The following is a 22,178-nucleotide window of genomic DNA, read 5'->3' as shown; positions in this document are numbered from 1 at the left end:
GGTTCCAATGCTCCGCTATGCCCTTAAACGCCTGATTTCGCTGCTGATCAGCCTGGCTGTAGCCTCGGTCGTCATCTTCGCGGTGATCGAGGTCGCACCGGGCGATCCGGCGTCGTTCATGCTGGGCGTCAACGCTCAAGAGGATACCCTTGCCGCATTGCGGGCCGAGCTGGGCCTGGACGGGTCAAAGATGCAGCGGTATCTCAACTGGGTCGGCGGGATGCTGGTGGGGGATTTCGGCACCTCCTACACGTACCGTACGCCGGTGTCCCAGATGATCGCAGACCGGCTTTGGGTGTCGCTGCCGCTGGCACTTTATGCGCTGACCCTGTCTACGGTGATTGCGTTTCCCGCCGGGATCTACGCTGCTGCCCGCCGGGGCAAACCGGGCGACCTGGTGGTAATGGGTTCCACGCAGTTGGGCATTGCCGTCCCCAATTTCTGGTTTGCGATGATGCTTGTGCTGATCTTCGCCATCAACCTGCGTTGGTTCAATGCGGGTGGGTTTGTCGGTTGGAGCAACGGGATGTGGGCCGGATTGCATTCGCTGACCCTGCCTGCAATAGCACTGGCCCTGCCACAGGCGGCGATTCTTGCGCGTGTGATGCGGTCGGCCTTGCTGGATATTTTGGGCGAGGATTTCATGCGTACCGCCCGGGCCAAGGGCTTGTCCCGCCGTCAGGCGTTGTGGCGCCATGGTGTGCGAAATGCGCTGATCCCGGTGCTGACCATCATCGGCTTGCAGTTTTCCTTCCTGCTGGCCGGGTCGATCATCATCGAACAGGTGTTTTACCTGCCCGGCCTCGGGCGATTGGTGTTTCAGGCGATCTCGGCCCGCGACCTGATCGTTGTTGAATCGGTGGTCATGTTGCTGGTCTTTGCCGTGATTACCGTGAACTTTCTGGTCGATCTGGCTTATGCCGCCGTTGACCCAAGGCTGAGGAGCAGGACATGAGCCGTAACCTGTTTCTGGGTGCCTTTTTGTCTTCACTGGTGGTTTTGGCCGCGCTGATTTCGTTTGTCTGGACCCCCTATGACTACGCGGCACTGAGCATTCCAGAGAAGCTTCAGCCCCCAAATGCGCAGCATTGGTTCGGTACGGATCACTTCGGGCGCGACATGTTTTCGATGATCATGGTCGGCGCGCGTACGTCAATCGCGGTGGCCTTGGTGGCCGTGGGGATTGGTATGGCGCTGGGTGTACCCCTTGGTCTGACAGCGGCGGCGCGTAAAGGGTCGTGGCTGGATGAGGTGATCATGCGCGGCAACGATCTGGTCTTTGCCTTCCCCTCGCTGGTTATAGCGATCCTGATCACCGCCGTGTTTGGTGCCGGAGCGATCAACGCCATCATTGCCATCGGTATCTTCAACATTCCCGTTTTTGCCCGCATCACCCGAGGCGCCGCTTTGTCGCTTTGGGAGCGCGAGTTCATCCTTGCCGCCCGCGTGTCTGGCAAGGGCGCGGCGCGGATATCGGCCGAACACATCCTTCCCAATGTCGCTAACCTGCTGATCGTGCAGGGCACAATCCAGTTCAGCTTGGGAATTTTAGCCGAGGCCGGTCTGTCATACGTCGGTCTGGGGGCACAGCCGCCTACGCCCAGTTGGGGCAGAATGCTGGCGGATGCGCAGACAATGGTTAGTTTTGCCCCGCATTTGGCTCTGATTCCGGGCGTGGCGATCATCGTCACGGTGCTGGGCCTGAACCTGCTGGGGGACGGATTGCGTGATTGGCTGGATCCCCGGATCAGGGTGGCGCGGGCATGACTTTGTTGCGCATCAAGAACCTTTCACTGTCGATCCATGGGGCTCCGATCCTGAAACACGTCGACCTGTCCATTGATCACGGTCAGATCGTGGCGGTAACGGGTGAGAGCGGCTCGGGTAAATCCATGACGGCCTTGGCGGTGATGCAGCTGCTTCCGAACGGTGCAGAGGTGGACGGTTCGATCCAACTGGACGGTGCAGGTCTGCTGACCCGGTCAGAGGCCCAGATGTGCGCCCTGCGCGGTGCATCCATCGGGATGGTGTTTCAGGAGCCGATGACAGCGCTCAACCCCGTGAAGACCGTCGGCGATCAGGTTATGGAAACGATCCTGATCCACAAGGCGATGCCTCCGGCCCAGGCCCGTACACGTGCGCAAGAGGTGCTGGCCCGCGTTGGTCTTCCTGCGGATCGGTTCCCTCTGTCCCGCTATCCGCATGAATTGTCCGGCGGGCAGCGCCAGCGTGTGGTGATTGCAATGGCCATCGCCCTGCGACCCAAGCTGTTGATTGCAGATGAGCCGACAACGGCGCTGGATGTTACCACGCAGGCTCAGATTCTTGATCTGCTCGAGGGGTTGGTGCGCGAATATGACATGGGTCTGCTGATGATCACCCATGATCTGGCTGTGGTCGCAGATATGGCCGACCAAATCATTGTTATGCGACACGGGGAAGTGGTCGAAAACGGTGCGACCAACGATCTGTTGCACAACATGCAGCATCCCTACACCCGCATGCTGTTTGAGGCATCCGACCATCAGGTCACACTGCCGGAACCACCAGAGCCTCTCCCGCTTCTGGAGGTGAACCAGGTCGTGCGGGAATACCGCCTGCCTCGGACGGGTATGTTTGTCAGGCCGCGTCATCACCGGGCAGTGGAAGGCGTAAGCTTCACCCTCAACCGAGGAGAACGTTTAGGGTTGGTGGGCGAATCTGGTTGCGGTAAATCGACCCTAACACGGGCTATTTTGGGGCTGGAAGAGGTGCAATCCGGTCAGATTCGCCTGGACGGGCAGCCAGTGTTCACCGGCCACAAACCCAATCTTGCCGTGCGTAGAAAGATGCAGGTGGTGTTTCAGGACCCCTTTGGCAGTTTCAACCCCCGCCACCGCGTCGCGCGCCTGATCACTGAACCCTTCCATCTGCTGGATACCCCACCAACCGGATCGGACCGTCAAGATCGGATTGCAGAGATGTTGAAAGCGGTCGGCCTCAGCCCGGATGACGCTGGCAAGTACATTCATGAGTTCTCGGGCGGGCAGCGCCAGCGAATTGCAATCGCGCGGGCGCTGATCATCCGGCCTGAATTGATCCTGTTTGACGAAGCTGTATCGGCGCTGGACGTGTCGGTCCGAGCACAAATCCTCGATCTGTTGGCTGAGCTTTGCGAAGCTTACGACCTGACCTATCTGTTCATCAGCCATGATCTGAGCGTCGTGCGCACGGTCACCGATCGCGTGTTGGTTATGCAGTCCGGTCGGATCGTTGAACAGGGCGCGACCGATCAGGTCTTTACGACACCAAATCACCCCTACACACAAACCCTGATCGCAGCCGCACCCCGATTGCCAGAGTTTGGGAAAATACCGGCCTGAAACCATTGATTAGAGCCTGAAATGGAGGCGAAATTGACCCAGAAAATATGGTTCGACCCCACTCTTTGCCTGATTGAGGGTCGTTGGAAACCAGCAACCTCGGGTGACACCATGCCGCTCATCAACCCCTCGGACGGGACCGAAATCTGTCGGATCGCGCGTGGTTCGGAGACAGATGTCGACGTCGCAGTTGCAGCGGCCCAAAGCGCATTGCAGGGCGATTGGGGGCGTAAAACAGCGCTTGAGCGGGGTCGCATTCTGACGAGGCTGGGTCAGCTGGTACTGGAGCGGGTCGACGATCTAGCGCAGCTTGAGGCGATGGATGTGGGCAAACCGCTGACGCAGGCCCGGGCTGATGCTGTCGCGCTGGCACGGTATTGCGAGTTCTATGGCGGTGCGGCGGATAAGGTGATGGGAGAGACCATCCCCTATCTTGATGGCTACACCGTCTATACCCTGCGCGAACCGCATGGGGTAACGGGTCATATTGTACCCTGGAACTATCCGATGCAGATCATTGGCCGTTCAGTCGGCGCTGCGCTGGCCATGGGCAACGCCTGCGTTCTGAAACCTGCGGAAGAGGCCTGTTTGACGGCACTGGCCTTTGCTCATCTGGCGCAACTGGCCGGACTGCCTGCCGGTGCGTTAAATGTCGTGCCGGGTCTGGGGGGCGAGGCAGGTGCTGCGCTGTCCGGACACCCGGGGGTCAACCATATCTCGTTCACCGGATCGGTTGCCACGGGGACCTTGGTGCAGCAGGCTGCAGGGCGCAACGTGGTGCCTGTGACGCTGGAACTGGGCGGGAAATCCCCGCAACTGGTCTTTGACGACGCCGATCTGGAAGCGGCGCTGCCGTTTCTGGTGAATGCTGGCATTCAGAATGCAGGGCAAACCTGTTCCGCCTCATCCCGCATACTGGTGCAGCGTGGGGTGTATGATCAGGTCAAATCCCGCATGTCCGAAGCTTATGAACGGCTTACTGTCGGGCCCGCAATGCAGGATCTGCGCGTTGGGCCGTTGATCTCGGACCGGCAAAAGCAGATCGTAAACGGTTTTCTGGACAAAGGCGCTAATCTGGCCATTGTTGCGCAGGGTCAGATCGTGAGTGAAGCGCCCGAGACAGGTGCCTATGTCCGGCCTACCTTGTTTGCAGATGTACCGCCCGATCACGTACTGGCGCAGGACGAGATTTTTGGTCCGGTTCAGGTTCTGATCCCGTTTGACACCGAAGAGCAGGCCCTAACCATAGCAAACAGCACAGAATATGGCCTGGTCGCCAGCATCTGGACGCGCGACGGGGCCCGGCAGATGCGGATGGCGAAGGCGCTGCATTCGGGTCAGGTTTTTATCAACAACTATGGTGCAGGTGGTGGGGTTGAACTGCCCTTTGGTGGTATTGGAAAATCCGGCCACGGTCGTGAGAAAGGGTTTGAGGCGCTTTACGGCTTTTCACAGTTAAAGACGGTCGCCGCCTTTCACGGTTAAACCACGACCTTGATCGATTCTTGCGCGCCCACTTTGAACACCCGCTTATAGCGCTCGATCTGATCTTTCGGTCCCATCGCTTTTTCCGGATTGTCCGACAGTTTAACTGTTGGGCGTCCGTTGGCGGATATCGCTTTACAGACCAATGAGAACGGTGCCAGCGCGTCATTGGGAACCAGACCGCGAAAATCGTTGGTCAGCAAAGTTCCCCAACCGAAGGAAATACTGGCGCGGCCTGCGAATTGGGTGTGCAGCTCCTGAATTTTCTCGACGTCCAACCCATCCGAAAAAATAATTCGCTTTTGTGTCGGATCTTCTCCGCGTGACTTCCACCACTGGATGGCGACTTCGGCCCCCGCCGCGGGATCGCCGCTGTCAATGCGAATGCCGGTCCATCCGGCCAGCCAATCGGGTGCATTGTCCAAAAAGCCGTTGGTGCCGTAAGTATCGGGCAGAATGATGCGCAGGTTGCCGTCATGTTCATCATGCCAATCGCTGAGCACGTCATAAGGAGCTTGCGCCAGCTCTGCGTCGGTGTCGGCCAACGCGGAATAAACCATGGGCAACTCATGTGCGTTGGTGCCAATGGCTTCGACCTCGCGCCGCATGGCGATCAGGCAGTTTGACGTGCCGGTAAACGACGCGCCCAAGCCTTCGATCATCGCTTGCACGCACCAATCCTGCCACAAAAAGGAATGCCGCCGTCGCGTTCCAAAATCGGCGATGGTCAAGCCTTCGACCGACCTCAGCTTTTCGATCTTTTCCCAGACGCGCGTCATCGCGCGGGCATAGAGCACCTGCAATGCGAACCGACGCATGTCGTTCAGAACGGCGCGCGAGCGCAGCTCCATCAGCACCGCCAGTGCGGGGATTTCCCACAGCATGACCTCGTGCCACTTGCCTTCAAAGGTCAGCTCATACTGATCGCCCTTGCGCTCCAGATGGTACGGCGGCAAGCGCATGTTCTCGAACCATTCCATGAAATCCGAGCGGAACATCTGACGTTTGCCGTAGAACATGTTACCGCGCAGCCAGGTGCTTTCCCCGCGGCTCAGGCTGAGTGATCGGATGTGATCCAACTGTTCCCGCAACTCGCCTTCGTCGATCAATTGGGCCAATGGCACGTGATTCGACCGGTTAATCAGGGAAAACACTACGTTTGTTTGGGGCTTGTTTCGAAACACTGACTGACACATCAGCAGTTTGTAGAAATCTGTGTCGATCAAAGACCGGACAATCGGGTCAATCTTCCATTTGTGATTGTATACACGGGTCGCGATGTCGACCATGGGGAACTCCTGCGATTTCCGTATTTAGATCAATCGACAACGGGAATGGCAAGAGTCGCTGATTTGGTGACAATGCCAGTATGACGTCACAATACCGGCATATTGTGCATTGTTTTCGCGAGTTAGTGATAAGAGGGGATGGAAATACGGAACTGAGTTTGTGAATGAGTCTCGAGTACGATTTTGATATTGTTAACGTAGCATTGGACGATTCTGACCCCGAAAAGCCGGGGGCTCAGATGGATGGGGGCAGTCAGGTGCATGCGGTTTTTCGCGACATTAGAACTGCGGACGCTTTGCGGGGTACGTCACCGAAAATCCGCAAGATGTTTCTGGATGCCGGGTTCAGTCTCGAGTCGCGCAACAGCGGCATTGTGCCGGGCGTTTTTCCGGCAGAGGACCAAACCGACCGGGTGCGGATTCTCCGATCACTGTTTGCCAATGTAAAAAACCGTGGGGTTCAGGGGGAGTATTGCGGTGAGTTCGACCTGATGGATTTCCTGAGCTACGTGCGCACCGCGCAGCCGATGGCCGGGATTACGCGCGCGCGTCAGACACGCACGCCGCCGCCGCAACCGACGCAGCCCAGCCCGGACCGGCGGACCGTAGCGGGCCGCATCGGTTTAGCTTTGGGATTGGCGGTTGTTTTGTTTGTGCTTCTTAAGTTGTTGGCCGCAGCCGGGACAGGTCCTTAGGCCAAAGTAACTCCGGCACCGCGCATGGCGTGTTCAGCTGTGACCAGCGATCCGTCCATATCAATTGCGCGGCAGGCATCAATGCGAACGGTGACGTCGAACCCCAATCGGGCGGCATCCACAGCCGAATAGTGAACGCAGAAATCGGTCGCCAAACCGGCCATGGTCAAACGGGTGATGCCCCGGTTTTCCAGATACCCCTTCAGGCCCGTGGACGTTTTGTGGTCGTTCTCAAAAAATGCGCTGTAGCTGTCTATGGCGCTGCGGAATCCTTTGCGCAGGATCAAGTCGCCATCGGTGCGCAGATCGGGGTGAAATGCGGCACCTTGTGTACCCTGAATGCAGTGATCGGGCCACAGAACCTGAGGGCCATATGGCATATCGATCAGGTCAAACGGGTTTTTGCCCTTATGCGCGCTGGCGAAAGAAGAATGCCCTGCCGGATGCCAGTCCTGAGTTAGGATCACGGCGTCGAATTCATCCATCATCGCATTGATCGGGGCGACGATTTCATCCCCTCCCGCTGTTGCCAACGCGCCACCGGGGCAGAAATCGTTCTGGACATCGATGACGATCAGGGCGTGGGTCATGGCAGCTTCCTTTAAATACTGTATCGGTAGGGGTCGGGATACTGGGCGTCAATGCACTCTCTTGCGACTTTAGGAATACGAAGGTAAATCGCGCCTATGTATACCATCGCCGCTTTGTACCATTTTACCCGTTTCCCGGATCCAGCCACGTTGCGAGATCCGCTGCTGGAACTGTGTCGCGCGCAATCTGTAACCGGCACATTGCTGCTGGCGCAAGAAGGGATCAACGGCACCATCGCAGGCCCGCGCATCGGGATCGACGCGGTTCTTGCGCGTATCCGTGCTTTGCCGGGCTGCGCGGATCTTGTGTGGAAAGAGGCAACCTCGGATCATCCGCCATTTGGCAAGATGAAGGTGCGGCTGAAGAAAGAGATCGTGACCATGGGGCAGCCGGATGTCGATCCGCGCGCCAGCGTTGGCAACTATGTTGAGCCGCAAGACTGGAACGACCTTATCCGCTCGGACGATGTTGTGGTGATCGACACGCGGAACGATTATGAAGTAGCGATTGGCACGTTTGAAGGCGCAATAGACCCTGAAACGGCCAGTTTTCGCGATTTCCCGGTGTGGTGGGAAGACAACAAGGACCGCTTTCACAACAAGCGCGTCGCCATGTTCTGCACCGGGGGTATCCGCTGCGAAAAATCGACCAACTTCCTGCTCGGGCAGGGGGTCGAGGATGTCTATCACCTGAAAGGCGGGATCCTTCGGTATCTGGAAGAGACGCCAGCTGAGGACAGCACCTGGCAAGGCGAGTGTTTCGTGTTCGACAATCGCGTATCCGTCGGTCATGGTCTTTTGGAAGGGCCGCACATGCTCTGCCATGGTTGCCGCCGCCCGATCTTGCCCGAGGATATGAAACGCCCGGAATACGAACACGGCGTGTCCTGTCACCAATGTATCGATGAGACATCAGAGGCCGACAAAATGCGCTTTCGCGAACGGCAAAAGCAGATCCGGCTGGCGCGTGAACGAGGCGAAACGCATTTTCGGCAGGATTGAATTCGGGTTGCAGGCCCCTGCATTAGGTCAGATGATCACCTGAAGATCAGCTTTTTGGGACTCCCATGTACCGCAAACCCACAACATTGGACGAATGGAAATCGACCCTTCTGGCGGCGTTGGGTCTGGTTCTGGCGAGCTTTCTTGCCTGGTATGGCCTCTCACGCCTGAACGAGGCGACCGCAGGTGACACGATCGGCACAATCGCTTCGGTCGGCTTGCTGATCTGGCTGGTGTCACAGTCCTGGTTTTACATGACCCAAGTGAAATCGCCGCGCAGGCTTTTGTTCCTGATGGGCGTGTCATTCATTCAGGTCGTCCCCTTCCTGTTCGCTGCCGTCTATGGCGCCTTTGGATATAATGATCATTGTGTCGTCGGCGCTCAGGGTCCGGGTGATATTCTGTATTTTTCCTATGTAACCTTTACGACGGTAGGGTATGGCGACATGTCCCCAACTGGCCTGTGCCGTGGGCTTGCTGTGTCCGAGGCCGTTACCGGGTACATTCTGCTGGGCATGTTTGTTGCGGCTGCGGTGTCGCTTTATGCACGCAATCACAGCCATGCAGACCCTAAATAGGGTCTATTTGTTGTGATCAATCCAGTTCGACATCATTTGCTTGTCACGGAAACACTCGGATGGGATCGGGCGGCGTTTGCTGCGTGAAATTCGCTCGGCAAAGGCAACTTGTTTGCCTGTCGGGTAATTGTCGAATTGCGACGTACTGTGCGGTTTGTGCGTTGAAATCCAATCGGACAGCAGCTTTCGGTCGCGCTGCGCCTCAACCGGTATTTCCAATGCCGACTTCTCGGCAATCGCGCGGGCATAGCGCATCTGCCGGTCAGTCACCGGAAGCAAATGGTAGTCATTGCTGGGCCCGTTCAGGGCAGATTGGTGCGTGTTCTGGGCCATCGGTTTATCCTCTGACTATGTAGAACATAAATAGAACATTAACCAAATATTTCAAGGTTTGTGGGTTAGAACCGGCATGATTCTGCCGTCCGAATGATTTTATTGACTGGTCAATCAATAATCTTTAGGGCCGTTTTCAACGGACTGATTTTCCCGTTCAGACGGGTGCGAAAAAAAGAGGATTCGGTATGAAGTTTCAGCCCCAAGCCAGCCATTTCATTGACGGCGCTTATGTCGAAGATACGGATGGTGCTGCCCTTGACGTGATCTACCCGGCCACTGGCGAGGTGATCGCGCGGTTGCATTCGGCAACGCCTTCAATTGTTGAACAGGCTCTAAACAGTGCGAAGAAGGCGCAGGCGGCCTGGGCTGCTTTATCTGGCACCGAGCGCGGCCGCATCTTGCGCCGTGCCGCCGACATCATGCGCGAACGCAACTATGACCTGTCGGTTCTGGAAACTCATGACACCGGAAAACCCATCCAGGAAACCACCGTGGCAGATGCCACCTCGGGCGCGGATGCGCTGGAGTATTTTGGTGGATTGGCAGGCAGCCTGACCGGCGAACACATTCCGCTGGGCGGGGGCGATTTTGTCTACACGATCCGCGAGGCTCTGGGCGTCTGCGTCGGGATCGGAGCCTGGAACTACCCCACCCAGATCGCGTGCTGGAAGGGCGCTCCGGCGTTGGCGTGCGGTAACTCAATGGTGTTCAAACCTTCGGAAACAACTCCTTTATCCGCATTGAAAGTTGCCGAAATTCTGATAGAGGCCGGCGCGCCCAAAGGTGTTTACAACGTGATCCAGGGGTATGGAGATGTAGGCGCTTCGCTGGTCACTGATCCGCGCGTTGCCAAAGTCTCGCTGACTGGTTCCGTTCCAACGGGTCGCAAGGTCTATGCCGCGGCAGCCGAGGGCATGAAACACGTCACCATGGAATTGGGCGGTAAATCCCCGATGATCGTGTTTGACGACGCCGATATCGAAAACGCGGTTTCGGGCGCGATTTTGGGCAACTTCTATTCATCGGGTCAGGTCTGTTCCAACGGCACCCGCGTGTTTGTGCAAAAGGCTATCAAGGATGCTTTCCTCAAACGCCTGTCCGAACGTCTGGCCAACGCCAAAATCGGCGACCCCATGGACGAGGACGTCAGCTTTGGTCCGATGGTCAGCGAAAATCAGATGAATATCGCGCTGGGCTATATCGAAAAAGGTAAGGCCGAGGGCGCGCGTCTTGTCCATGGCGGTGCGCGGATCGATGGCGAAGGGTTCTACATGCAACCCACAGTCTTTGCTGACGTGACCGACAACATGACGATCGCGCGTGAAGAAATCTTTGGCCCGGTCATGTCAGTCCTGGACTTTGACACCGAAGAAGAGGTCATGGCCCGCGCCAACGATACCGAATTTGGTCTGGCTGCCGGTGTCTTCACCAGCGATCTGACGCGCGCACACCGCGTGGTTGCCGGGTTCGAGGCGGGTACCTGTTATATCAACACCTACAACCTTGCCCCGGTCGAAGCCCCGTTTGGCGGATCGAAAATGTCAGGTGTGGGGCGCGAAAACTCGAAACTGGCGATTAACCATTTCAGCGAGATGAAAACCGTCTATGTCTCGATGAACGATGTCGAGGCACCTTACTGAAAACGGGCGCTTTGTCTGTTGCCCCCTAATTTCTCTGTTCCCGGCTTAAAGCGTCGGGTGCAGAGCATATTTCAAGCGGGCGCGTGCACGCCTTTTTGGGTTGCTGAAATTTGAAATGTGCGTCTGTGACGTCGACGCATTGGATGGCGATTGCAGCGCTAACCCCTTTGTGCGATTTTGCTGAGCTGTACAGTCCTATTGACCACGGTGCGCTAGAAGCGCGTGTCACTCTGTATTGATTGCATTGAACATCTCGGCGATTTTCTGTCGTGTCGTCTCACTGTTTTCAAGCAGATCTTCGGCGTCCTGTAATGGCTTTTCGAATTGCCGCACAGGAGGGGTGAACAGGGCTTGGGCTGTTCGATTAAGGGTCGCATATTTCCCATCCGGCGGGTCAGCCGTATCGGCCGACGATCCCGCCAGCCAGAACAAGCGGTTGGCCGCTTCGCCTTGCCCCAAACTCCGCATGATCTCGGCTGCGGTCGAAAAGTCCCGTGCCATGTCCAAGGCCTGCGCTTGCAAAGCTAAAGCTTCTTCTGAGCCGTCCTCGGCCAGTTCAAGCAGAGCCTGATGGGGACGTCCCGACATCAGGGCTGCCCTTGCTCGTAAACGGGCCCTTTCAGCCCGATGCGTCTGGTCTTCAGTTCTGTTTGCCAGAGCAAATGACTGATCCGCAAAACCGAGCATGGTGAGCCGATCCGCCAATGCGATTGCGGTGTCTGTGGTCAGGGCTGGTGTTTTGCTCATCTGCATTAGATGAAATGTCTGGCGCAAAAAGGTCACGTCATCTGAACGCTCTGACAACAGGTGCAGATGCCGGTTGAACGCGCGGTTCCTATCTTGCCCGTTTGCCAGCTCCAGAATGATGTCGAATGCGGGATCGAAGTCCAGACTTAGGCTCAGCGCAATCGCATAAGTGCGGGCCATCATGGGGCCCAGATCCGAGCGCCGATACTCGACCGCATAGGACGCGGCCAGTTCAAGTTCCTGCGCAGAAACGGATTGACGTTCGGTCCAGCGCTTTTCGACCAAACGGGCCAACGCCACCGGCGCTTCGGGCGTGGCTTCGGTTGACGTAACCACCTCGGTCAGCAATTCCTCTTCGCGCGTGTGGTCGCCTTCGGCTGCGGCAACAATGGCCTTGGCGCGTGTCGTACTGGGCGAGTTGCTTTTTTCGATGCGGTCGACCGAACGTATCACTCTGCGGGCGGCCTCCAATTCATCCCCTTCGACGAGAATTTGGGAAAGCCGCGTACCGAAGCGGCGGCGAAGATGATCCGGCAATCCTGCGTAAGCCTGCTCGATCGCTTCAACATCGGCATCGGAGGCCAACTTTTTTTCAGAGAGAACGGCCCACAGCGCCGCATCGCTGTCGCATCGTTGCAAGCCGCTGAACGGATTGGATGTTTGCACTGGTTTCTCATCCACAAGCCGAGCAATCGCCTCAATGCGCTCAGCTTCACCAGTGCCCGTTTGGGACAAGCCGAAAATAGCTAAAGCTTCTGTTCCAAAGCCATGGAACGCATAAAGTTTTGCCAGTTCCAGGGCTTTTTCTTCGTCGAGAGTGTCAAACTCTTGGTAAAGTGCGGTGCGCAGAGAAGACACCTGCGTGACAAAAGGTTCCGCAGTGGACCACTCTGAGAAGCCCAACTCGGTTGTCGAGATACAGACTGCATTACTTTCGAGTTGCAGCACCTCGGAATTCAACACGTCCTTCAGATCGTCAAGCACCGTGGTCAGGCGCATATTCGAACTTAGATCGGTCAACAGCGGATCCGTGTTGGACGGGGTAGAGTTGCGCGGTCCAACCGGCGCCAGCCGTAAATCAAGCAGCTTGCGGTCGGCACCTTGCAGAAAACGGTTGGAAAGCTGGTCTTTTAATTCATGTTTGAGAAGCGGCAGGTCAAGCCCGGCCATTTGTGCGTCTGTATTCGAAACAGATACCGCTTTGATCGGCTGCCGCGTCATCGGCGGTGGAAGGTCAGCCAGCAGCGGGGGCAGGAATTCGCCTGGCGCGACGTCCAGCACGATCATCGAACCTCTGTATAGGAAGGCCGAAGCCACGCATTCGCACCCAAATTCCAGTTCCAAGGCGCCACCGGGTTGTGCCTGCGACAGCGATTCAAGCCGATTTGTCGTTAATCTACTGAAAACCGACCCTGTCCGAAATGTCACGCCGTCCAAATCCACCGTCAATCGTGCACCGTCTTTGCGTTGGGCCAGCGCCCATTCTGTATTCGGTGGAACGTTGAAGACCAGACGTGTGTAGCCGTCATGCTCACCTGACCGAACCGTCACGTCTTGCGCAGCCGCTGCAGTGACCGCCATGATCAAAGCTGCGGTCAAAAGTCCAAGCTGTTTCATGCCGCAGCCTGCTTGAGGTCTTTTAACGCCTCTTCAAGCTCGGAGAACCCTGGGCGGTTATGCGTCGGCGTATTCTGGCGTCCAACCTCAATACACATGGCGGCATTGTGGTTGTGCAGGTTTGTAACCAGAACCTCCTTGATCAGTTGATAGAAGTGATTGTCTTCCTCGACCACGGTTTTCAACTTTCCAGCAAAGGGACCCACCAGACCATACGCCAGAAAAACCCCCAAGAACGTGCCCACCAGAGCGCCACCGATCAGTTTGCCCAGCACCTCGGGTGGTTGATCAATTGAACCCATGGTCTTGATCACCCCCAGAACCGCCGCCACAATCCCGAGCGCGGGCAAGCCGTCTGCCACTGTCTGTAAGGCGTGGCTTGAGTGCATCGCGTGATGAAAGTTCGCCTCCATCCGCTTTTCCAGAACCTCCTCAACCTGGTGCGGATCATCATAATTCATGGCGGCAGCACGCATCGTGTCACAAATCAGATCGACCGCTTCCTTGTCGGCTTGGATCTTGGGATATGTGGAAAACAAGCTGGAGTTTTCAGGGTCTTCGATATGTTGCTCGACCTCGACAGGATTCGCACGTGCAATACGGATCAGCGAAAACAAAAGGCAAAGAAGGTCGCGATAGTCTTCGGGTTTCCACTTCGGACCTTTGAAGACCTTTCCCATATCTTTGACCGTGTGTTTTACACCGCCCATGTCATTGCTGATCAGAAAGGCACCAACGGCGGCACCGCCAATCATCATCATTTCAAACGGAAGCGACTTCAGAATGATGGTCATCTTGCCACCAGCAGCCAGATAGCCGCCGAAAACCATCACGAAAATGACGACAATTCCAATCATTTGACATCTCCGACTAGGTGGTGCGCAAGAATGGGAGGCACGGGCTATTCCAGTGGGGCCGAGGCATTGCGACCTGCCATAACAACACTAATCGTATAGGCGACTTCGGGGCTGAGACCCGCCAGGATCCCGGCCGCAGAGTCGGGCGGCATCCGTGCCAGAAATCCAGCGGCAAATGTTGGGTCCATGGTCTCAAACAATGCTGCTGCGTCCTTGGGTTTCATGGTCTGATAAACATCTGTCAGGCGCGTTAGATCATTCTCAGCCGCGTTGACTGCAACAGCCAGGGTGGCGCGCAACGACTCTTCTGCCTCTTCAAGCGCGATCAGCCGCGTTTCGATGGCTTGGCTTGCGATCTCCACCGCCTTTTCCTGTTCGTGTAGCGCGTCTTCGCGCTGTTTTACTTTTTCCTCCCGGCGTAAAAGCGTGCTGATAAGAACCTGTATGTCGTATGCCTCGGGCGCAGCGGGATTGCTTGTCGAGGTCTCTGGTTTTGCCGGTTTTGCCAGGGCCGGTCCGGCCTCCAAACCAATTCGAATGGCGACTGAACCGATCATCAGCAAGGATATCACCGCAAGCACGCCGCCGCGCAGGCGGACGTTTTTTCGGGCAGCTCGTAGGCGGTTCATGCCTGTGCCTCACCTTGTTTGCGGTCGTGTCGGAAAAACATCAGGCCCTCTGGCGCCTTGATTTCTTCTTCCTCCACATCGGGCAAACTGGAATCAGCTACTTCTGCAGTGTCGTCCTGCCCGATTGTCTTTGGCCCTTCTGGCTGCGTGTCGGGAAGAGCAGTCTCTATCGCTTCAGGCGTTGGGTTTTCCTCGGGAATAACGTCATGCATCGAGGCCATCGTTAGTTCCAGCCGCTGCGCCACAGCTTCTGCTCGCTGTGTCAACGCCTTGAGTTGATCTCCGGACTGATCTGAGACACGACGCGCGTCTTCCAGCGACTTCCGCAATTCTTCAGCCTGTGTTGACAGCACGGCCACGGCAACGCCGACGCCTTTTTCAAGATCGGTAAACCGCTTGAGACGGCGCGCAAGAACAAAGCAATACAGACCCGCGCCCAACGCACCGGCGACCAGCAGAATATTCGCAATCAGCTCCAATTTTGCCTCCTAGTTCAGTACAAATTCCATCACCAGCACATCGCGAACGCGACCCTCGCCAACGACGATTCCAATGCGCCTCAGCAAGTGACCCCTGATGCGCATCAACGCCAGCGAGTCCTCAAGATCCTGCAGTTCGACGGCCCGCAGGTATCCGTTCAGGACATCCATGATTCGTGGTTGCATTCTTTCCGCATCAGCCATGTACGGGGCGTTAACTTCGAGCTGCGCGTGAAATTTCAAACGCCGCGAGTTGCTTGAGTTCACCGATACGATCACGGGTGGCAAATCGATGAATGCAACATCAGCCAGCGTTTTGACCGGTTTTTCTTTTTCCATATCCTGGCTTGCCTCTTCAGCGGCTTTGCCACCTAGTGGAATCAGCCCCGAAGAGGTCAGAAAATACCCGCCCGCGGCGCCAGAAACGGCCAGAATCAGTCCTATTAGAATTCCCTTTTTTCCCTTTTTATCAGTGGTTTCCGTCTGTTCAGCCGTTGCGTCGGTCATGACGTCCTCATTCACCCGTTCTGTTGTTTCATAACCGGTCAGGGACTAACCGATTGTTAAGGGCAATCGTCCAAACAGGGGGTGCGCCGGGCAGAATGTCGGCGAGTCGGAGGTGAGCGTGCAGCAGATCGGAACTGTCTGGGCAAGTTTGGACAGGCGTAAACAATTTATCGTTGCCGGCGCGGTTGTGCTGGTGTTTTTGGGAATTCTCGGAATGTCCCGCCTTGTGACAGCGCCGTCGATGACGCTTCTGTATGCAGGATTAGAAAGTGGTGCCGCAGGAGACATCGTGCGCGCATTGGATCAGCGCGGCGTCACCTATGAGATTCGGGGTGGCTCCATCTATGTTCCAGGCGCGCAGCGCGACGAATTGAGGATGACCTTGGCCAGTGAAGGCCTGCCTGCAAACGGCAACAAGGGCTATGAGCTACTTGATTCACTAAGCGGGTTTGGCACCACATCACAGATGTTCGATGCCGCTTACTGGCGCGCGAAAGAGGGTGAACTGGCGCGTACAATAGTCGGCAGCCCATATGTCAGTCAGGCACGTGTGCATATCGCAAACGGTTCGGCGAACCCGTTTCAGCGCAGTGTCGCGCCCACGGCTTCGGTATATTTGGTGCCGTCGGGGGCTGACATCACCAGCGATCAGGCCAAGGCTATCCGATTCCTCGTTGCTTCTGCCGTGAGCGGGCTTACGCCCGAAAACGTGACTGTGATCGATTCGAGCGGGGCCGTGATTGGTGGGCAGGACACGGCTGTGGCCGCGAATACAGCGGATGATAAATCGCGCCAACTGCGCGAACGTGTTCTGCGTTTGGTCGAAGCGCGCGTGGGAACCGGCAATGCGGTGGTCGAGGTCAGCGTGGATACGGAGACCAAGACAGAATCGATCCGCGAGCGGCGCTTTGATCCCAAGGGTCGTTTGGCGATCAGCACGGATGTCGAGGAACGCTCGGACAGCGCTCGCAATCAGTCTTCGGATGTCACGGTGGCATCGAACCTGCCCGATGGGGATGGGGCCGGAGGCGACGAGTCCAATTCCACCGCCACGCAAACACGTGAGAGGGTGAATTATGAGGTCTCTGAGACAGAGCTTGAGGTACACACAGCACCCGGTGCGATCAAACGTCTGACGGTTGCTGTTTTGATGAGCGGGACGCGGACAGTGGATGCCTCGGGTGCTGAAACATTTGCGCCTTTGTCGCATGCAGAGCTGGATGCGCTCGAGGAACTGGTGGCTTCGGCCGTGGGATTCGACGCGGCGCGGGGGGATGTGATCACTCTGAAATCTCTGGATTTGCCCACAGTAGACCCACAAGGCACCGTGGTGTCATCCTCGCTGTGGCAAAACATTCATCTGGACGCGATGTCTCTGATCCAGATGGCGGTACTTGCTGCGGTTTCGCTGGTGCTGGCACTGTTCGTGAACCGACCGATCCTGATGAAACCCGCAATTGCACCGGCGTTGTTGCCCGCCACTGACGGCGTCGGTGGCGAATCCTCGGTGCTGACCGGTGAAATCGCGACAGATGACGCGGCAGGTTTCGCACCTTTGCCTCATGACGGAGGCGTTCCGGCGCTGGGTGTAAAAACCGCCGAAGACCCGGTCGAACGGTTGCGGACAATGATCGGGGACAAGCAGGAAGAAACCGTCGAGATCCTGCGCAGCTGGCTTGAAGAAGGCGAGGAGCAGGTGTGATGTCAATTGCCCATCTACTTGAGGACTTCACCGCTCAGACTAACACCGGAACGGTTCTGTTTCTGGATGAGGAAATGCTGGAGGAACAGAAGCTTTCAGCCTTTGAAGAAGGGTATGGAGCCGGGTGGGAAGATGCCTCTCAAGCACAGGAGCAAAGCCGTGGGAAGATTTCGACAAAGCTCGCCCAATCGCTGGAGGACATGTCCTTCACCTATCACGAAGCGATGACCCGGATGACGCTGTCGCTGGAGCCCATGTTCGAAAGCCTGGTTCAGACGGTTCTGCCCGAGATAGTAGACCGTGGCATCGCCGCCCGTCTTGTTGAACAGCTGTGCCAGATGGCGCGGACGCAGATGGAACAACCGATGCAGATTATGGTGCCGATGGGATGCGTTGAAGATGTCGAGGCGTTTTTGCCGACAGATATGCATTCAGTCCCACGCGTGATCGAAGATCTCGCCCTCGGGCCCAGGCAGGCGCGGTTGCAGGTCGGCACCAGCAGGCGCGAAGTGGATTGCGGTGCCTTGCTGACCACCGTTGCACAGATTTTTGACGCTTACGTCTTTGAGGCAAGAGAGGCTTTGTCCAATGAATGACACTCAGATCCCGAAAACTGAAAAGCCCAACCCGTTTGAATCGGTTCCGATCGAAGTGACCGTTTCGGTAGGTCGCGCCCGCCCGTTGATCCGGGATTTGCTGACCATGGGCGAGAATGCGGTGCTGACCCTGGACAAACGGATCGAGGATCCGGTTGACCTTTATGTTGGGGATCAGTTGGTGGCGCGTGGGTTGCTCGAAGAGATGGACGGCGATCAGGCCGGACAACTGGCTGTGCGTCTGACCGAAATTGCCGATCTTCAAAACGGGATCGGTTGATGCGCTGCGCGATCTGGCTGGCTCTGGCGATGGCGCTGTTTCCTTCGCTTGCCATCGCGCAGGATGTGACTTTGTCATTGGGCGAAGGTGGGTCGATTTCGGCCCGGACCATACAGTTGATCTTGCTGATCACGGTGCTGAGCATCGCGCCGGGTCTGGCGATCATGATTACCTGCTTCCCGTTTCTGATCACGGTACTTTCGATCCTGCGGCAGGGGATCGGTCTGCAGCAATCGCCCCCCAACATGCTGCTGGTCAGTTTGGCGCTATTCCTGACTTGTTTCATCATGGATCCGGTGTTCACAAGGCGTGGGACACCGGCATCCGTCCGATGATGGAAGAAACGCTAGCGGTTGAGCCCGCACTGGAACGGGCACTGGAACCCTTTCGGGGTTTCATGGTGGCGCGGCTGGACGCTGATACGTTCTATGCAATTGCGGCATTGCGACCTGGTGGCGAAGCGATGGAATTGTCAGCACAGGCGCCTTTGTCGGTTTTGATGCCATCATTCATGCTGTCCGAAATAGCGCGGGCCTTTCAGATCGGATTTCTGATTTTCCTGCCGTTTCTGATCATCGATCTTGTTGTGGCGGCGGTGTTGATGTCGATGGGTATGATGATGGTGCCACCCGCCATCGTATCCCTGCCATTCAAGCTGGAGTTCTTTGTGATTGCGGACGGGTGGGCGTTGATCGCTGGCGCGCTAGTGCGCAGTTATTTGCCATAATTTAGACGTTTGCCACCAAAAAGGGGCCAGACGTTTCTGACCCCTCACATTAGCTTTTCAGGATTTCAGTTTGGGGCGTTCCAAACTCAACAAATGAATCAGCCCGTCTTTTTCAGGTCTTTGATCAACTGATCCAGATTCCCCTTCCGGGCATCCAGCATTGCGCCGATTTCGGTGCGCTCGGTCAGCAGAAGGTTCACGCCTTCGATGAACATGTTGTAGAACTTGTCGCGACCCGATTTGTCCGACACCAGGAATGTCACATCGAACGGGGACGATCCACGCAGCTTGACCAGGGTCCGTACCTCATATCCTGCCTTGATCTTGCGCGCGTTACGCACGTTGACTTCGCCGCCGATGAATTCGCGGAACCGGCGACCGTATTTGCGCGAGATATAGCCTTGAAAGGCATTGGTGAACTGTTTCAACTGGGCGGGGCTGGCGGTGCGGGCATCTGCCCCCAGCGCGTAGCGTGCCATGATCGGCACATCGCCATATCGCACGAAGATTTTCTCGAAGTCACGCAGCATCGCCTTTTCGGATTTGCCGGAATCGATCACCCGATTGATGTCTGTAACAACGCTGTTGACCAGCGCTTTGGCAGCGGCTTCGGTCTGCGCCAAGGCGGGCAGGGGCAGCAGGGCCAACGCGAGGCCTGAGGCGATGAAATGGCGGCGGTTCAACTCGTTATTCGGCATAGGGGTCCTCGTAGGGGTCTAAAAAGGGGTCCCTGACCGGGTCTGTCCCGGTTTCGGCATAGGGGTCAGAATACAGATCCAGATAGGCGTCTTCGTCATCTCTTGCCAGTTCAAAGCGGCGATTTTGCAGAAAGATCAGGCGTGCCTGCGCATAACTGTCTGCACTTTCATAAAGAATCGAGTCGATCGTATCCGAGAACCGGCCGCGATCTCCCATGCGGCGCACGATCTCGGCATAGACGCCAATGTTATCGGCGGGGCGCACCGGAGTAAAATTGATCGGGTTCGAGAACAGGTTAATCACAACCCCGATCGCATCCCGTTGGGTCGACGGACCGTAGAAGGGCAGTTCCACATATGCGCCTTCGCCCACGCCCCAGACATGCAGCGTCTCGCCGAAATCGGTATCCACTGGCGGCAGGTTCAACTCGTCCGCGGGTGCAGACAGACCAAAGCCTCCCACGGTCATGTTGATCACGAATCTCAGCAAGGCGTTACCCATTTGCTTCGGATTGCCTTGCAGCAGGTAATCAACGGCCTGACCCGGCAGCGAAATGTTTTCGGCAAAGGTGCTGAAGCTTGTCACCATCGGGTCGGGAACAATTTTCACATAGCCTTTCGAGGCGGGGCGGAACAAAAACCGGTCCACGCCAAGATTGAATTTGTGGATCGCCCGGTTGTTGTTTTCATAAGGATCAAAAACGTCATCGCGCGTGGCCCCTTCGGGCGGCGTGGATGCGCAGGCGGACAGAACGGCCATACATGATAGGACGACAAGATGTTTCAGGCGCAATCTGCGAGGCACGTTTTGCTTCTCCCAAGTGGCCCGGCACATGGTCCGCCGGACATTTAATCAATATCAACGTGCTGGGGTGGCACAAGTTCTGTCACATAGTCGTTTCGGGTCTCGAATGAAACACCTTGCGTGTAACCTGACCGCCGGGGGCTGGTAAAGTGACCACGGATCAATAGGTCGTAATAAGTAAAGAAACGCTTAGAACGGAGGCAAATCGGCAAGTACCGGATTTCGACTTTCCCAAACGGTTCTTCCCGGTTAGCGTCCGGCGCAGTTGAATCTAGGGAAGGACCCTCTCAAATGAGCATCGCTTCAAAGCTGGAAAGCCTTGGTGTCAGGCTGGATGATGCACCCGCGCCGGCCGCCAATTATGTACCCTTCGTGCGTATGGGCAATATCGTCTATGTTTCGGGTCAGATTTCGAAAACAGCTGAGTTGATCACCGGCAAACTGGGTGATGATATGGATGTCGAAGCCGGTGCGGCGGCGGCACGGGTTTGCGCGATCAATCTGCTGGCGCAGGTTAAGGCAGCCTGTGGCGGCGACATCGAAAAGCTGGTGCGCGTGATCAAACTGACCGGTTTTGTAAACTCGACTGCGGATTTCACCCAGCAGCCGCAAGTGATCAACGGCGCATCCGATTTCCTTGTCGAGGCGCTGGGCGAAGCCGGTCGTCATTCGCGCTCGGCCGTCAGTGCCGCGTCGCTGCCGTTGGGCGTCGCGGTCGAGATCGAAGGGATTTTCGAAGTCCAATGACACCCAGTTTGCCGTCAGAGTTTCTTCAACGCCCGATTGCGCATCGGGCGTTGCATGATATTTCGGACAACCGTCCTGAAAATAGTCGCGCTGCCATTCAGGCCGCGATTGATGCAGGGTATGGGATCGAGATTGATCTGCAACTGACCGCAGATGGTCAGGTGATGGTCTTTCATGACTATGACCTCAAGCGTCTGACCGGGCAGACCGGCGCGATCCAGCAGATCACCGGGGCCGAGGCCTTGGCGGTTCCTTTGCTGCATTCCGACAGCGAAGGTATCCCGTCACTGAAAGAAGTGCTGGATCTTGTCGCCGGGCAGGTGCCGTTGCTTATTGAGTTCAAAGATCAGGACGGCGCCATGGGCACCGGCATCGGCCCGTTGGAGCAAGAGGCCGTGCGCATTCTGTCGGGCTATGAAGGTCCGCTGGCTCTAATGTCGTTCAACCCGAACTCGACCGCTGAGCTTGCACGTCTGGCCCCGCATCTACCTTGCGGGATCGTAACCTGCGCTTTTAGGGCAGACGACTGGCCGTTACCGCAAGCCGTCCGCGAACATCTGCGGGGCATTCCGGATTTCGAAAGCACCAATGCCAGCTTCATCAGTCACGAGGCTGCTGACTTGTCGCGTCCCCGCGTGGCCGAGTTGAAAGCGCGCGGTGTGCCAATCCTGTGCTGGACAATCCGGTCGCCTGAACAAGAGGCAGAGGCGCGCAAGGTTGCCGACAATGTGACCTTCGAAGGGTATCTGGCCACGCATTCGGCTTGAACCTGCTCTGTGCTGTCACAGATAAAGGACTGGCGCGGAGGAC

At 56.8% G+C, this 22,178-nt stretch carries 23 protein-coding genes and 1 pseudogene; 14 read left to right on the top strand and 10 right to left on the bottom strand.

The features are described 5' to 3' along the window. The first annotated feature begins 7 nt into the window (after positions 1–7). The 4 genes from ALB80_RS16210 to ALB80_RS16195 are packed head-to-tail and all read left to right on the top strand — an operon-like array spanning position 8 to position 4,847. Positions 8–955 (top strand): ABC transporter permease, encoded by a 948-nt coding sequence (locus ALB80_RS16210; RefSeq protein WP_050605138.1) that lies wholly within the window; start codon positions 8–10, stop codon positions 953–955. Then, positions 952–1,767, top strand: coding sequence for an ABC transporter permease (locus ALB80_RS16205; RefSeq protein ID WP_050605137.1), 816 nt, complete (start codon positions 952–954; stop codon positions 1,765–1,767). The genes ALB80_RS16210 and ALB80_RS16205 overlap by 4 nt, the downstream gene beginning before the upstream one ends. Then, the gene (locus ALB80_RS16200) at positions 1,764–3,362 is read left to right on the top strand and encodes an ABC transporter ATP-binding protein (protein WP_050605136.1); all 1,599 of its coding nucleotides are present in this window, start codon (positions 1,764–1,766) and stop codon (positions 3,360–3,362) included. Before ALB80_RS16205 ends, ALB80_RS16200 begins: the two co-directional genes overlap by 4 nt. Before the next feature lie 33 nt (positions 3,363–3,395). Continuing rightward, positions 3,396–4,847, top strand: a complete 1,452-nt coding sequence (locus tag ALB80_RS16195; protein ID WP_253276893.1) for an aldehyde dehydrogenase family protein — start codon at positions 3,396–3,398, stop codon at positions 4,845–4,847. Here the strand turns inward: ALB80_RS16195 and pncB are convergent. Next, entirely contained in the window at positions 4,844–6,136 is a 1,293-nt protein-coding gene (gene pncB / locus ALB80_RS16190; RefSeq protein ID WP_050605134.1) for a nicotinate phosphoribosyltransferase, read from the bottom strand. The genes ALB80_RS16195 and pncB overlap by 4 nt on opposite strands. Before the next feature lie 164 nt (positions 6,137–6,300). On the opposite strand from pncB, the gene ALB80_RS16185 reads away from it, so the two are divergent. Beyond that, entirely contained in the window at positions 6,301–6,831 is a 531-nt protein-coding gene (locus ALB80_RS16185) for a hypothetical protein (RefSeq protein ID WP_050605133.1), read from the top strand. On the opposite strand, the gene pncA is transcribed toward ALB80_RS16185, so the two are convergent. Continuing rightward, positions 6,828–7,421, bottom strand: a complete 594-nt coding sequence (gene pncA / locus ALB80_RS16180) for a bifunctional nicotinamidase/pyrazinamidase (protein WP_050605132.1) — start codon at positions 7,419–7,421, stop codon at positions 6,828–6,830. The genes ALB80_RS16185 and pncA overlap by 4 nt on opposite strands. Before the next feature lie 96 nt (positions 7,422–7,517). On the opposite strand from pncA, the gene ALB80_RS16175 reads away from it, so the two are divergent. Then, complete coding sequence (locus ALB80_RS16175; protein WP_050605131.1) at positions 7,518–8,423, top strand: rhodanese-related sulfurtransferase; 906 nt, start codon at positions 7,518–7,520, stop codon at positions 8,421–8,423. 65 nt (positions 8,424–8,488) lie between these two features. Then, on the top strand, positions 8,489–9,001 hold the full coding sequence (locus tag ALB80_RS16170) for a potassium channel family protein (RefSeq protein WP_050605130.1): 513 nt from the start codon (positions 8,489–8,491) through the stop codon (positions 8,999–9,001). A gap of 3 nt (positions 9,002–9,004) precedes the next feature. Here ALB80_RS16170 and ALB80_RS16165 read toward each other — a convergent pair whose 3' ends face one another. Next, a complete protein-coding gene (locus ALB80_RS16165; RefSeq protein ID WP_050605129.1) occupies positions 9,005–9,334 on the bottom strand; it encodes a hypothetical protein in 330 nt (109 codons plus the stop codon). 188 nt (positions 9,335–9,522) lie between these two features. On the opposite strand from ALB80_RS16165, the gene betB reads away from it, so the two are divergent. Continuing rightward, a complete protein-coding gene (gene betB / locus ALB80_RS16160) occupies positions 9,523–10,977 on the top strand; it encodes a betaine-aldehyde dehydrogenase (RefSeq protein ID WP_050605128.1) in 1,455 nt (484 codons plus the stop codon). Between the two features lie 225 nt (positions 10,978–11,202). On the opposite strand, the gene ALB80_RS16155 is transcribed toward betB, so the two are convergent. The 5 genes from ALB80_RS16155 to fliL are packed head-to-tail and all read right to left on the bottom strand — an operon-like array spanning position 11,203 to position 15,813. After that, complete coding sequence (locus tag ALB80_RS16155) at positions 11,203–13,341, bottom strand: hypothetical protein (protein ID WP_050605127.1); 2,139 nt, start codon at positions 13,339–13,341, stop codon at positions 11,203–11,205. After that, on the bottom strand, positions 13,338–14,198 hold the full coding sequence (gene motA, locus ALB80_RS16150; RefSeq protein WP_050605126.1) for a flagellar motor stator protein MotA: 861 nt from the start codon (positions 14,196–14,198) through the stop codon (positions 13,338–13,340). The genes ALB80_RS16155 and motA overlap by 4 nt, the downstream gene beginning before the upstream one ends. A 44-nt stretch (positions 14,199–14,242) precedes the next feature. Continuing rightward, positions 14,243–14,827 carry a MotE family protein gene (locus ALB80_RS16145; protein WP_050605125.1) on the bottom strand — a complete coding sequence of 195 codons (585 nt, stop codon included), beginning with the start codon at positions 14,825–14,827 and terminating at the stop codon, positions 14,243–14,245. After that, positions 14,824–15,306: a hypothetical protein gene (locus ALB80_RS16140; RefSeq protein ID WP_050605124.1), complete on the bottom strand. Its 483-nt coding sequence runs from the start codon at positions 15,304–15,306 to the stop codon at positions 14,824–14,826. The genes ALB80_RS16145 and ALB80_RS16140 overlap by 4 nt, the downstream gene beginning before the upstream one ends. Before the next feature lie 9 nt (positions 15,307–15,315). Continuing rightward, the gene (gene fliL, locus ALB80_RS16135; RefSeq protein WP_050605123.1) at positions 15,316–15,813 is read right to left on the bottom strand and encodes a flagellar basal body-associated protein FliL; all 498 of its coding nucleotides are present in this window, start codon (positions 15,811–15,813) and stop codon (positions 15,316–15,318) included. A 118-nt stretch (positions 15,814–15,931) separates the two neighbouring features. On the opposite strand from fliL, the gene fliF reads away from it, so the two are divergent. The 4 genes and pseudogenes from fliF to fliP all read left to right on the top strand — a co-directional run bounded on the left by fliF (position 15,932) and on the right by fliP (position 19,118). Next, positions 15,932–17,515, top strand: a complete 1,584-nt coding sequence (gene fliF / locus ALB80_RS16130) for a flagellar basal-body MS-ring/collar protein FliF (protein ID WP_050605187.1) — start codon at positions 15,932–15,934, stop codon at positions 17,513–17,515. Then, a complete protein-coding gene (locus ALB80_RS16125; protein WP_050605122.1) occupies positions 17,515–18,111 on the top strand; it encodes a hypothetical protein in 597 nt (198 codons plus the stop codon). Before fliF ends, ALB80_RS16125 begins: the two co-directional genes overlap by 1 nt. After that, positions 18,104–18,391, top strand: coding sequence for a FliM/FliN family flagellar motor C-terminal domain-containing protein (locus ALB80_RS16120; protein ID WP_050605121.1), 288 nt, complete (start codon positions 18,104–18,106; stop codon positions 18,389–18,391). Before ALB80_RS16125 ends, ALB80_RS16120 begins: the two co-directional genes overlap by 8 nt. Next, positions 18,391–19,118: pseudogene (gene fliP, locus ALB80_RS16115) on the top strand (flagellar type III secretion system pore protein FliP). Before ALB80_RS16120 ends, fliP begins: the two are co-directional and overlap by 1 nt. Before the next feature lie 98 nt (positions 19,119–19,216). Here fliP and ALB80_RS16110 read toward each other — a convergent pair. Beyond that, positions 19,217–19,816 (bottom strand): phospholipid-binding protein MlaC, encoded by a 600-nt coding sequence (locus ALB80_RS16110; protein ID WP_050605120.1) that lies wholly within the window; start codon positions 19,814–19,816, stop codon positions 19,217–19,219. Beyond that, positions 19,806–20,621 (bottom strand): VacJ family lipoprotein, encoded by an 816-nt coding sequence (locus tag ALB80_RS16105; protein ID WP_371255993.1) that lies wholly within the window; start codon positions 20,619–20,621, stop codon positions 19,806–19,808. The genes ALB80_RS16110 and ALB80_RS16105 overlap by 11 nt, the downstream gene beginning before the upstream one ends. Positions 20,622–20,912: 291 nt before the next feature. On the opposite strand from ALB80_RS16105, the gene ALB80_RS16100 reads away from it, so the two are divergent. Both ALB80_RS16100 and ALB80_RS16095 read left to right on the top strand, forming a co-directional pair. Then, positions 20,913–21,368 carry a RidA family protein gene (locus ALB80_RS16100; RefSeq protein WP_050605118.1) on the top strand — a complete coding sequence of 152 codons (456 nt, stop codon included), beginning with the start codon at positions 20,913–20,915 and terminating at the stop codon, positions 21,366–21,368. Next, entirely contained in the window at positions 21,365–22,135 is a 771-nt protein-coding gene (locus ALB80_RS16095) for a glycerophosphodiester phosphodiesterase family protein (RefSeq protein WP_050605117.1), read from the top strand. The genes ALB80_RS16100 and ALB80_RS16095 overlap by 4 nt, the downstream gene beginning before the upstream one ends. Positions 22,136–22,178 lie beyond the last annotated feature (43 nt).

Origin of the sequence: Ruegeria sp. 6PALISEP08, from assembly GCF_001238295.1 — a bacterium.
GTDB lineage: Bacteria > Pseudomonadota > Alphaproteobacteria > Rhodobacterales > Rhodobacteraceae > Ruegeria.
Note: the sequence above shows the minus strand (reverse complement) of the source record. Positions and strands in the feature narration are given on the sequence as shown.

What these genes read in the sequence shown, in the direction of transcription:
- ALB80_RS16210 (WP_050605138.1), top strand. Translation starts at nt 8, where the DNA reads ATGCTCCGCTATGCCCTTAAACGCCTGATTTCGCTGCTGATCAGCCTG.
- ALB80_RS16205 (WP_050605137.1), top strand. Translation starts at nt 952, where the DNA reads ATGAGCCGTAACCTGTTTCTGGGTGCCTTTTTGTCTTCACTGGTGGTT.
- ALB80_RS16200 (WP_050605136.1), top strand. Translation starts at nt 1,764, where the DNA reads ATGACTTTGTTGCGCATCAAGAACCTTTCACTGTCGATCCATGGGGCT.
- pncB (WP_050605134.1), bottom strand. Translation starts at nt 6,136, where the DNA reads ATGGTCGACATCGCGACCCGTGTATACAATCACAAATGGAAGATTGAC.
- ALB80_RS16185 (WP_050605133.1), top strand. Translation starts at nt 6,301, where the DNA reads ATGAGTCTCGAGTACGATTTTGATATTGTTAACGTAGCATTGGACGAT.
- pncA (WP_050605132.1), bottom strand. Translation starts at nt 7,421, where the DNA reads ATGACCCACGCCCTGATCGTCATCGATGTCCAGAACGATTTCTGCCCC.
- ALB80_RS16175 (WP_050605131.1), top strand. Translation starts at nt 7,518, where the DNA reads ATGTATACCATCGCCGCTTTGTACCATTTTACCCGTTTCCCGGATCCA.
- ALB80_RS16170 (WP_050605130.1), top strand. Translation starts at nt 8,489, where the DNA reads ATGTACCGCAAACCCACAACATTGGACGAATGGAAATCGACCCTTCTG.
- ALB80_RS16165 (WP_050605129.1), bottom strand. Translation starts at nt 9,334, where the DNA reads ATGGCCCAGAACACGCACCAATCTGCCCTGAACGGGCCCAGCAATGAC.
- betB (WP_050605128.1), top strand. Translation starts at nt 9,523, where the DNA reads ATGAAGTTTCAGCCCCAAGCCAGCCATTTCATTGACGGCGCTTATGTC.
- ALB80_RS16155 (WP_050605127.1), bottom strand. Translation starts at nt 13,341, where the DNA reads ATGAAACAGCTTGGACTTTTGACCGCAGCTTTGATCATGGCGGTCACT.
- motA (WP_050605126.1), bottom strand. Translation starts at nt 14,198, where the DNA reads ATGATTGGAATTGTCGTCATTTTCGTGATGGTTTTCGGCGGCTATCTG.
- ALB80_RS16145 (WP_050605125.1), bottom strand. Translation starts at nt 14,827, where the DNA reads ATGAACCGCCTACGAGCTGCCCGAAAAAACGTCCGCCTGCGCGGCGGC.
- fliL (WP_050605123.1), bottom strand. Translation starts at nt 15,813, where the DNA reads ATGACCGACGCAACGGCTGAACAGACGGAAACCACTGATAAAAAGGGA.
- ALB80_RS16125 (WP_050605122.1), top strand. Translation starts at nt 17,515, where the DNA reads ATGTCAATTGCCCATCTACTTGAGGACTTCACCGCTCAGACTAACACC.
- ALB80_RS16120 (WP_050605121.1), top strand. Translation starts at nt 18,104, where the DNA reads ATGAATGACACTCAGATCCCGAAAACTGAAAAGCCCAACCCGTTTGAA.
- ALB80_RS16110 (WP_050605120.1), bottom strand. Translation starts at nt 19,816, where the DNA reads ATGCCGAATAACGAGTTGAACCGCCGCCATTTCATCGCCTCAGGCCTC.
- ALB80_RS16100 (WP_050605118.1), top strand. Translation starts at nt 20,913, where the DNA reads ATGAGCATCGCTTCAAAGCTGGAAAGCCTTGGTGTCAGGCTGGATGAT.
- ALB80_RS16095 (WP_050605117.1), top strand. Translation starts at nt 21,365, where the DNA reads ATGACACCCAGTTTGCCGTCAGAGTTTCTTCAACGCCCGATTGCGCAT.